The organism is Streptomyces sp. NPDC040610 (genome assembly GCF_055594065.1).
Map to the genome: position 1 here is coordinate 203576 of NZ_JBVIXA010000004.1, position 9120 is coordinate 212695.

At 72.4% G+C, this 9120-nt stretch carries 10 protein-coding genes; 8 read left to right on the plus strand and 2 right to left on the minus strand.

Translation table 11 applies throughout. The annotated features are described in order from the left end of the window. The first annotated feature begins 7 nt into the window (after positions 1 to 7). Positions 8 to 223, plus strand: a complete 216-nt coding sequence (locus tag ACZ6AA_RS16825) for a hypothetical protein (RefSeq protein ID WP_471458629.1) — start codon at positions 8 to 10, stop codon at positions 221 to 223. Between the two features lie 301 nt (positions 224 to 524). On the opposite strand, the gene ACZ6AA_RS16830 is transcribed toward ACZ6AA_RS16825, so the two are convergent. After that, positions 525 to 908 carry a very short patch repair endonuclease gene (locus ACZ6AA_RS16830; RefSeq protein ID WP_471458967.1) on the minus strand — a complete coding sequence of 128 codons (384 nt, stop codon included), beginning with the start codon at positions 906 to 908 and terminating at the stop codon, positions 525 to 527. A gap of 101 nt (positions 909 to 1009) precedes the next feature. Continuing rightward, entirely contained in the window at positions 1010 to 2062 is a 1053-nt protein-coding gene (locus ACZ6AA_RS16835; protein ID WP_471458631.1) for an SEC-C domain-containing protein, read from the minus strand. A 186-nt stretch (positions 2063 to 2248) separates the two neighbouring features. Between ACZ6AA_RS16835 and ACZ6AA_RS16840 the strand changes: the two genes are divergently transcribed. The 7 genes from ACZ6AA_RS16840 to ACZ6AA_RS16870 all read left to right on the plus strand — a co-directional run bounded on the left by ACZ6AA_RS16840 (position 2249) and on the right by ACZ6AA_RS16870 (position 9003). Continuing rightward, positions 2249 to 3073, plus strand: a complete 825-nt coding sequence (locus tag ACZ6AA_RS16840) for a class E sortase (RefSeq protein ID WP_471458633.1) — start codon at positions 2249 to 2251, stop codon at positions 3071 to 3073. 94 nt (positions 3074 to 3167) lie between these two features. Further along, a complete protein-coding gene (locus ACZ6AA_RS16845) occupies positions 3168 to 3374 on the plus strand; it encodes a DUF3311 domain-containing protein (RefSeq protein ID WP_468449946.1) in 207 nt (68 codons plus the stop codon). Beyond that, positions 3371 to 4942 (plus strand): sodium:solute symporter family protein, encoded by a 1572-nt coding sequence (locus ACZ6AA_RS16850; protein WP_471458635.1) that lies wholly within the window; start codon positions 3371 to 3373, stop codon positions 4940 to 4942. Before ACZ6AA_RS16845 ends, ACZ6AA_RS16850 begins: the two co-directional genes overlap by 4 nt. A 121-nt stretch (positions 4943 to 5063) precedes the next feature. Beyond that, on the plus strand, positions 5064 to 5399 hold the full coding sequence (locus ACZ6AA_RS16855) for a DUF6412 domain-containing protein (RefSeq protein ID WP_051810607.1): 336 nt from the start codon (positions 5064 to 5066) through the stop codon (positions 5397 to 5399). Between the two features lie 130 nt (positions 5400 to 5529). Then, on the plus strand, positions 5530 to 6300 hold the full coding sequence (locus tag ACZ6AA_RS16860; protein WP_468482891.1) for a YidC/Oxa1 family membrane protein insertase: 771 nt from the start codon (positions 5530 to 5532) through the stop codon (positions 6298 to 6300). Between the two features lie 142 nt (positions 6301 to 6442). Continuing rightward, the gene (locus ACZ6AA_RS16865) at positions 6443 to 7300 is read left to right on the plus strand and encodes a fumarylacetoacetate hydrolase family protein (protein ID WP_468449943.1); all 858 of its coding nucleotides are present in this window, start codon (positions 6443 to 6445) and stop codon (positions 7298 to 7300) included. A 161-nt stretch (positions 7301 to 7461) separates the two neighbouring features. After that, positions 7462 to 9003: a choice-of-anchor A family protein gene (locus ACZ6AA_RS16870; RefSeq protein ID WP_471458638.1), complete on the plus strand. Its 1542-nt coding sequence runs from the start codon at positions 7462 to 7464 to the stop codon at positions 9001 to 9003. The last annotated feature ends 117 nt before the right edge of the window (positions 9004 to 9120 follow it).

Consider the following 9120-nt stretch of genomic DNA (forward strand, 5'->3'; position numbering starts at 1 on the left):
TTCCTACGTGTCCAGCGAGCGCATCGAGTACGTCTTCGAGGTCCCCAAGGAGAGTTCCGTCTCGGTACAGGTGCTCCACAGCCCGGACGGGCACCTCGTCAGGATCGAGCCGGAGGGCGTGGAGGGGGGATACCTCTTCGGCCGCCATGACGTCGATCAGCCTTCGGGGGAGGGCTTCGATGTCGGAGGTGATGGTCCGTCAAGTGCCCACGGGGCGGCGTAGATACTGAGCCGTGCGATCGCGGCCGCCACCCGCCTCGCGTCATTCGGCCCCGACGCTGACAAGGATCTCTCGGGGTGTATCGACCGTTCCGATCAGAACCGCTCGGTCATGGTCGAGGTGTGCCGAGGTGAGTGCGGCGGAGCGGAAGGTCGTCAAACCTGCCCGGGGCGCGGACCGGGCAGGCCTGGGCAAGTGTCACCTGGCTTCCGTGGCACTTCGGTTCCGCGCCGGGGCGGTGGTGGGTGGCCTGATGTCTTCGGCCGTGAGCCCGTGGGTGGGTTTCCGGTCGGCGATGCTGTGGCTACCGCCGGCGATCTCTGTCGTGTCGTGCGCGGACGACTGCTGCGGCGACGTCTGCCGGCCGTTCGTGCTCCCAGAAGCGCAACACAGTCCAGCCCGCCGCCTCCAGATGTCGTGATGTCTCACGGTCACGGGCCATGTTCTTGTCGAGCTTGGCCCGCCACCACTCGGCGTTCGCCTTCGGGCTGGTCGCGTGGTCCGGGCAGCCGTGCCAGAAGCAGCCGTCCATGAACACTGCGATCTTGGCCTTGCCGAAGGCGATGTCGATCGTGCGCCGAGGCATTCCGGGCACCGGCAGGTTGACCCGGTAGCGGAGCCCGGCCGCGTGGAGGAGGCGTCGGACGGACATCTCGGGGACCGTGTCGCGAGAGCCTTGACGGCTCATGCGCGCCGAGACGGAGGGCGAGGACGGGGCTGCGTCGGGCACGGAGGCATTGTGCCGGCGGTGCGGCCTGGGGCAGGAACCGATCGCGCCGGCCGGTGCCGTCACCGGCCCCCGTGGCAGTCGGCGTACGTCCGCCCCGACCCACACCAACACCCCGCCCCCGCCTCCGGCGGCCACCCCTCCGCTCGCCCCCGTGCAGCCAGCGTCGTCGCGTACTGCGGGAGTAGGAGGGGGTCGTTGGGAGAGGCGCCCTCCGACGCGGCGAAGGCCTCGTAGGAGGGGACTGTGCCCGTGACGATGCCCAAGTTGGGGGTGCCGGAGGTGGAGAGTTCGCGGAGGGAGGACTCTATGGTCGACAGGTGGGACTCGTGGGACGGGTACTCCGAGGACAGGTCGGGGTACGCGGAGAGGAGTTCCGTCAGTTCTGTGGACGGCCAGTGGAGGACGGCGACGGGGAAGGGGCGGGAGAGGGCCTCGCGGTAGGAGCCCAACTCCGACTGGAGGCGGGCGATTTCGGCGCGGAGGTCTTCGGGGTTCTCCGAGCCGAGGGCCCAGACCCGCTTGGGGTCGTGGAGCTCGTCCAGCGGGACCGGCGCCCGGCCCGACGCCGCCGCGCGCGAGCGGTGGACCCGGTCCGCCAGGCCGTCCCAGGCGTCGTGCTCCGCGCCGAGCAGGCGGCGTACCCGGTGGCGGCCGAACAGCAACGGGTGCGTGGGATAAGGGGGTTCGGCCTCCGCGCCCGCCGCCGGGAGCAGGCGCGTCAGTGCCAGCGTGAACGTCTCGTGCGCCTGGTCCAGCTCGTCGTGCGCCTCCAGCGCCTCCGCCACGATCACCCACGGCGCCGCGTCCGCCGGTGCCGTGCCGCGCACGCCGTCGATGATCGCCCGCGCCTCCGCCTCGTGGCCGTACTCCCAGAGGTTCGCCGCCTTCAGCGCGCGGATCAGGGTCGGGTTCTCCGGCGGGTGCGACGCCGACGGCGAGAGCAGGCTGTCGTAGAGCGTCGTCGCGCGGTCGCGGGCGTCGGCCAGCTCCAGGTGGGCCGCGGCCTGGAGGAGGAGGTGTTCGGCGTCCTCCGGGTAGAGGCCCGCGGTGCGCTCCAGGCGCTCCGCTTCGGCGATGTGGTCGACGTGGTCGGCAGGCGTGTCGGGGCGCATGGGTGACACCGTACTGCCGTTCCCGGGGTGGGGTGTATGGGGTGCGGCCCGGTCGCGTCATCGCGCGTCCGGTCGAGCGGGGGTCCGCTTCGGTGAGTGTCTGGTTCGGTGAGTGTGGTGAGTGTCTGGTCTGTTGAGGGCTGTGCCTTTATCTTGCGGCTGCCCGGCCCGGAGGGAGGCGGTCCAGTGGTACGTCCATGGGTACGTCCATCCCGGACGCGGGTTCCGGTCCTGGCTCACGGGCGCCCCGCCCGCCGCCCCCTCGCCCGCCTCCTCTGGTACGCCGCCGAAGCCACCCTCACCCTCGGCCTCGTCCTGCTCCTCCTCGTCGTCCACCAGCTCTGGTGGACCAACCGACAGGCCCGTGCGGCGGCGGAGAGCAAGGCCGACTCCCTGGAGAGGGAGTGGGGGGAGGCGGGGGAGGGCCCTTCCGGTGGGGAACCCGCGGGCGCCGAGCGGGGCGGTGACCGCCGTCGCGGCGGGGACGCACCCGACCCCGGGGTCCCTGGATCCACCACGCCCCCCACATCGCCCCGAACCCACCCCACGCCCACCCCCACCCGCCACGCCTACGCAGTCCTCCGCATCCCCCGCCTCGCCCTCCGCGTCCCCGTCGCCGCGGGCGTCAGCAAGGGCGGTGTGCTCGACAAGGGGTACGTCGGCCACTACCCCCGCACCGCCCAGCCCGGCCGCCCCGGCAACTTCGCGCTCGCCGGGCACCGGAACACCCACGGCGAGCCCTTCCGCCATCTCGACCGGCTGCGCCCCGGCGACCGGATGACCGTGGGGACGCGGGACGCCGTCTACACGTACACCGTCGACAAGACCCTCGACCGCACGAGCCCGCGCGACGGCGGGGTCATCGCGCCCGTGCCGCGCAGCGCGGTCCGGCCGGGGTACGGGTACGACCGCGCCGGGTACTACGTCACGCTCACCACCTGCACCCCGGCGTACACGTCCAAGTACCGGCTCGTGGTGTGGGGGAAGCTGACGGCCATGCGGCCCCGCTGAGCCGCCGCCAGCCGCCGATCCGCGCCCAGCTGCCGCCGGGCCGCCGACCCACCACCCCCACCCAGGCCGAGCGGCCCGATTAAGCTCCTGCACCGTGATCAAGCGCCGCCCCCACCTCCTGTGGCTCCTCGTGCCCTTCGTGCTGTACGTGGGGGCGTTGCCCTTCGTCAATCGCGTACGGCCCCTCGTCCTCGGGCTGCCGTTCCTGTTCGCGTGGCTGCTCGCGGCCACGCTTCTCACGCCCGTCGCCGTCTGGCTCGCCTACCGGGGGGACAAGAACATGAGGCGGCGGACCTCATGAACGCCACCATCGCCACCAGCATCTTCGCCGTCTTCATGGTCGCCACCGTCGGCCTCGGGCTGCTCGCCGTACGGGGACGCAGGTCGGGGGCGGGCGAGAGCTCCCCGAAGGGGGCCCTCGCCGAGTGGTCCGTCGGCGGCCGCTCCCTCGGGACCGTGCTCATCTGGGTGCTGATGGCGGGCGAGGGCTACACCAGCTTCAGCTATCTGGGCGCCGCGGGCTGGGGGTACAACTACGGCGCGCCCGTGCTCTACGTCGTCGCGTACATGTCCTGCGGGTACGCGGTGGGGTACGTCGTGGGGCCGATGCTCTGGGCGTACGCGCGCCGCCACGGGCTCGTCGGCATCACCGACATGGTGGCGCACCGCTACGGGCGGCCGTGGCTCGGTGCCGCCGTCGCCGTCATGGTGACGGTGTTCCTGCTGCCGTACATCCAGTTGCAGATCACCGGCATGGGCGTCGTCGTCTCGACGATCTCGTACGGCGCCATCAGCCTCAACTGGGCCTATTTCATCGGGTTCGCCGTCACCACGGGGTTCGTGGTGGTGAGCGGGCTGCGCGGCAGCGCGTGGGTCTCCGTGCTGAAGGACGTCCTCGTCATCGGCACGCTCGCGTTCCTGGTCGTGTACGTGCCGCTGCACTACTTCGACGGGTACGGGGACTTCCTCGACCGGGTCGTGCGGGAGAAGGGGGACTGGCTGACGCTGCCGGGCAGCGGGAGCAGCCCGTACGGGCAGGCGTGGTTCGCCACGACGACCTTCCTGAACGCGCTCACCGTCGTCATCTTCCCGACCACCGTCGCGGGCTATCTCGGCGCCCGCAGCGCCGACGGCCTGCGCCGCAACGCCGTCCTGCTGCCCGCGTACAACATCCTGCTGTTCGTCCCGATGCTGCTCGGTATGGCCGCCCTGTTCGTGGTGCCCGGGCTCACCGGCGCCGGGTCGAACCTGGCGCTGTTCAAGCTGGTCGTGGACTCGCTGCCCGCGTGGGTGGTGGGGCTCGTCGGGGTCGCCGCCGCACTGTCGTCCATCGTGCCGATGGCCGTGTTCATGCTGGTCATCGGGACGATGTGGGGCAGCAGCGTGGTGTCGCTGCTGCCCAGGTGGCAGGCCCCCGCGCGGCAGAAGCGTGCCTCGCAGGCGGTCGTCGTGGTCGCGGGTGCGCTCGCCCTCGTGATGACGTACGCCGCGCCCAACACCCTCGTACGGCTCTCGCTGATCTCGTACGAGGGGATGGCGCAGCTCCTTCCGATGCTGCTGCTCGGCCTGGTCTGGCGGCGGCTGACGCTGGTGGGGGCCGTGAGCGGGCTCGTGGTGGGGGTGGCGATCGTGTGCGGGCTCGTCTTCACCGAGCACGACCCGGTGTTCGGCGTGAACGCGGGGATCGTCGCGCTCGCGGCGAACCTGGCGGTGGCGCTGGCGGTCTCGTACGCCGGTCCTGTCGACCAGGACGGTCGGCCGGACGCGGAGGTGCTCGCGAGGGAGCCGATCGAGGGCGAGGGGCCAGGGGCAGGGGAGGCCGAGGGCGTCGGCGCGGGGGCCGGCGGTGGGCCTTCCGTGCGTCGCTGACCCGGTCGGGCCGTTGCCCGGACCCCGGAGGCTCCTTCAGCCCGTCCGGCCCGATCCTGTATAAACAGCAGCAGGACACCGGCAGTAGTACAGCTGAGCGAACGACGAGGGGAGGGGTGACGTGGTCAAGGATCTGACCAAGCGCGTGCTCGGCAAGTGGCTCGCGCCGCTGCGCCCCGCCGCCCTGGTCCTCTTCCTCCTCGTCGAGACCGTCCTCGCCGATACCGGCAGCCTCTCCGCCGCCGTCGCGCTCGCCGCGACCGCCGCCGCGGGCTCCGCCCTCGCCCTGTGCTCGCTGCTCGCCGCACGCTGCGCGCCCGCCGTGCCCCGCACCAGGGTGCGCACCGCCATCCGTGACCGCGAGCAACGCACCGCGTTCCTGCCGCAGCGCGATCCCGACGCCCGTGGGCGCACCCGCCCGCGAGCACCCGGCCGTCCCCTCCTGACGGCCGCGTAGGGACCCGCCCCGCGAGCGCGCGCGACAGCGCCCGCGGAAGCGATCACCGACCCCGCGCGGGTCGTCATGCCGACACGTCCGCCTCCCGCTGAGGCATTCCGGCACGACGAGACCCCCGGAGGGCTCACCCATGTCTTTCTTCGCCAGCCTGGTCGCCGACCTCGCCGACCTGCTCGCGCCGCTGTTCCACGGCTCGGCGATGGCCGCCGCCATCGTCGCCGTCACCATCTGCGTACGCCTGCTCGTCCACCCGCTGTCCCGGGCCGCCGCGCGCGGCCAGAAGGCGCGCGCCAAGCTCTCGCCGCAGATCGCCGCGCTGCGCAAGAAGCACGCCAAGAACCCGGAGAAGTTCCAGAAGGCGCTCATGGAGCTGCACCGCAAGGAGCAGGTGTCCCCGCTGGCCGGCTGCCTCCCGGGCCTCTTCCAGCTCCCCGCCTTCTTCCTGCTCTACCACCTGTTCTCCAGCTCGGACATCGGCGGCAAGGCCAACGAACTCCTCGACCACAAGCTGTTCGCGGCACCCCTCGGCGGACGCTGGGCCGACGCGCTCGGCGACGGCGGCCTCTTCGGCGCGGCCGGTCTGCTCTACCTCGCGCTCTTCGCCCTCGTCGCCGCCGTCGCGACCTTCAACTACCGGCGTACGAAGCGCCAGCTCGCCGCGAACCCGCCGGTCGCGCCCGGCGGCGGTGGCGAGCAGGCGCCCGGCGCGAACGCCATGGCCGCGATGAGCAAGTTCATGCCGTTCATGTCCTTCATGACGCTGTTCACAGTGGCCGTGGTGCCGCTGGCCGCCGCGCTGTACGTGGTGACCAGCACGACGTGGAGCGCCGTCGAGCGGGCCTTCCTGTACCGGGACATGCCGACCGGGGCGGGCGCGATGGGCGCTGCCGCCGTGATGTGACGGTCCAGTACGTGAACGGGGTCTTGCGGAGCGGACGCCGAGCTTGGAGGATCGGCCAAATCGCCAATGCTCGCACTCATCGGCGACACCTCCGATGGCCGCACACCATCCGGGACCCCGCTCGACCCCAGGGAGTCAGACCATGAAGTTGCTGCGAGTCGGTACGGCGGGCGCCGAGCGTCCGGCGCTGCTCGACGCCGGGGGCACCCTGCGCGACCTGTCCGGCACGGTCGCCGACATCGACGGCGCGCTGCTCGCCGACGACGCCGCGCTCGCCCGCGTCCGCGCCGCCGCCGACGCGGGCACCCTGCCCGCGCTCCACCCGGCCGGGCTGCGGATCGGGCCGCCGCTCGCCCGCATCGGCAAGGTCGTGTGCATCGGCCTGAACTACCACGACCACGCGGCCGAGACCGGCGCCGAGCCGCCCGCCGAGCCCGTGGTGTTCTTCAAGGCGGCGGACACCGTCGTCGGCCCCGACGACACCGTGCTCGTACCGCGCGGCTCGGTGAAGACCGACTGGGAGGTCGAGCTGGCGGTCGTCATCGGGCGCACCGCGCGCTATCTGGAGTCGCACGAGGAGGCGCTCGCGCACGTCGCCGGGTACGCGGTCGCGCACGACGTGTCCGAGCGCGAGTTCCAGATCGAGCGCGGCGGCACCTGGGACAAGGGCAAGAACTGCGAGACCTTCAATCCGCTCGGCCCCTGGCTCGTCACCGCCGACGAGGTGCCCGACCCGCAGGCCCTGGGCCTGCGCCTGTGGGTCAACGGCGAGCTGAAGCAGGACGGGACGACGGCCCAGCAGATCTTCCCGGTCGCGGAAGTGGTGCGCTACGTCAGCCAGTTCATGACGCTCTACCCGGGCGATGTGATCAACACCGGTACGCCGGCCGGGGTCGCCCTCGGCCGGCCCGAGCCGAAGCCGTATCTGCGGGCCGGGGACGTGGTGGAGCTGGAGATCGACGGCCTGGGGCGGCAGCGGCAGGAGCTGAAGGGGGCCTGACGTCCGGTCAGGTCCCGCGGGGTCGGGTCGCGGCCGGGCCCCGCGGGCCCGGGTCGCGGCCCGCGGGCGTAGGCCAATGGGGGAAGCGGTGAGCGTGTCTCCCATTAGTTTTGTCTTAATTACGCATATTTCCGAGTATGCGAAGAAAACGTTCAGCGTATGTGGCGGCGGCAGTCACCGTCGCGGCCGCCGCCATCGTCGGCGGCCTGGCCGGGCTCGGGGTCGCCGACCCCCTGCCCGGCGGGCTCGGCCCCTGCAAGGGCGCGGCCTGCCCGGAGAACGGGTTCCCGGAGGTGAACAACGGTCCGGTGGCGGGCCGGGACGAGAACATCAACGTCTTCGTCGGCGAGAACATGCTGGTCCGCGAGGCGGCCGCCGAGGCCGAGGGCAAGGTCGTCGTCCTCGGCGAGTTCGACCAGAACAAGCGCGCCGGGGCCTCGCAGATCTACAACGTGGGCGTCGCCGGTGTGGGCTCCCGGGTGCCGCCGCCCAACGGCTCGGACTTCCTGACGGTCGGCGGCGACCTGACCGTCGCCACCGGGCAGCGGCTGCTCGCCGAGGAGGGCAGCGTCTCCGGAGTGGTGCGGTACGGCGGGGCCGCCCTCAGCGGCCGGGTCATCCCCACGCCGGTGTACGACGCCAACGCGACCGACAAGTACGCGATGCTGCCCGCCCAGCTGACCGAGGCGAGCCAGTGCTACGCGTACGAGAACGGCTCGCCCCGCGAGACCACCGGCACGGCGGTCAACAACGGCAGCGAGACCGTCTTCACCGGTGACGGCACCTCCAAGATCCAGGTCTTCAACGTGGACTTCGACATGGTCAGCCGCACCGGCGGCGACCAGGGCATCTCCTTCCGGAACATCCCGGACGACGCCACCGTGCTCGTCAACCTCGTCGGCGACGCCCGCACGGTGCGCACCTACAGCGGCCTGCTGTCCGGCGTCAGCCGCGAGAAGCTGCTGTGGAACGTGCCGGACGCCTCCTCGGTGCGCTTCGGCGGCAGCGGGCAGTTCCAGGGGAGCGTGCTCGTGGGGTTGCCCGGCAGCTCGACGACGGTGACGCTGCCCGGCATGAACGGACGCTTCTTCACGGTGGGTTCGCTGACCCACACCTCGCTGGCCGGGGGCGGCCAGGAGATCCACGCGTACCCGTTCACGGGCGATCTGCCGTCGTGTACGGCGCCGTCGCCCTCGCCGTCGGACAGCGACGGGCCGAGCCCGTCCCCGTCGGACAGCGATGGCCCGAGTCCGTCCCCGTCGGACAGTGACGGCCCGAGTCCGTCTCCCTCGGACAGCGATGGGCCGAGTCCGTCCCCGTCGGACAGCGACGGCCCGAGTCCGTCCCCCTCGGACAGCGACGGCCCGAGTCCGTCACCCTCCGACAGCGACGGCCCGAGCCCCTCTCCCTCGGACAGCGACGGCCCGAGTCCGTCACCCTCCGACAGCGACGGCCCGAGCCCCTCCCCGTCGGACAGCGACGGCCCCAGTCCGTCCCCCTCGGACAGCGACGGCCCGAGCCCGTCCCCGTCCGACTCGCCCACGCACCCGCAGCCCAGCCCCAGCAAGAGCGACGAGATGGCCCACACCGGCACCTCGTCCGGTGAGCTGGCGCTCGTGGGCGCGATCGCCGCGGCCCTGGTCGGCACCGGTGTCGGGTTCGTGGTGATGATCCGCCGCCGCGCCGAGGACCAGGTGGACTGAGCGGACCGAACCGAGGAGCAGGTGATCCGGGCGGGGGGGGGGGGGGGGGGGGAGGGGGGGGGGGGGGGGGGGGGGGGGGGGAGGGGGGGGGGGGGGTGGGGGGGGGGGGGGGGGTTG

Coding starts and splice junctions, on each gene's coding strand:
- ACZ6AA_RS16865 (WP_468449943.1), top strand. CDS start 6,443: ATGAAGTTGCTGCGAGTCGGTACGGCGGGCGCCGAGCGTCCGGCGCTG.
- ACZ6AA_RS16830 (WP_471458967.1), bottom strand. CDS start 908: ATGAGCCGTCAAGGCTCTCGCGACACGGTCCCCGAGATGTCCGTCCGA.
- ACZ6AA_RS16850 (WP_471458635.1), top strand. CDS start 3,371: ATGAACGCCACCATCGCCACCAGCATCTTCGCCGTCTTCATGGTCGCC.
- ACZ6AA_RS16860 (WP_468482891.1), top strand. CDS start 5,530: ATGTCTTTCTTCGCCAGCCTGGTCGCCGACCTCGCCGACCTGCTCGCG.
- ACZ6AA_RS16835 (WP_471458631.1), bottom strand. CDS start 2,062: ATGCGCCCCGACACGCCTGCCGACCACGTCGACCACATCGCCGAAGCG.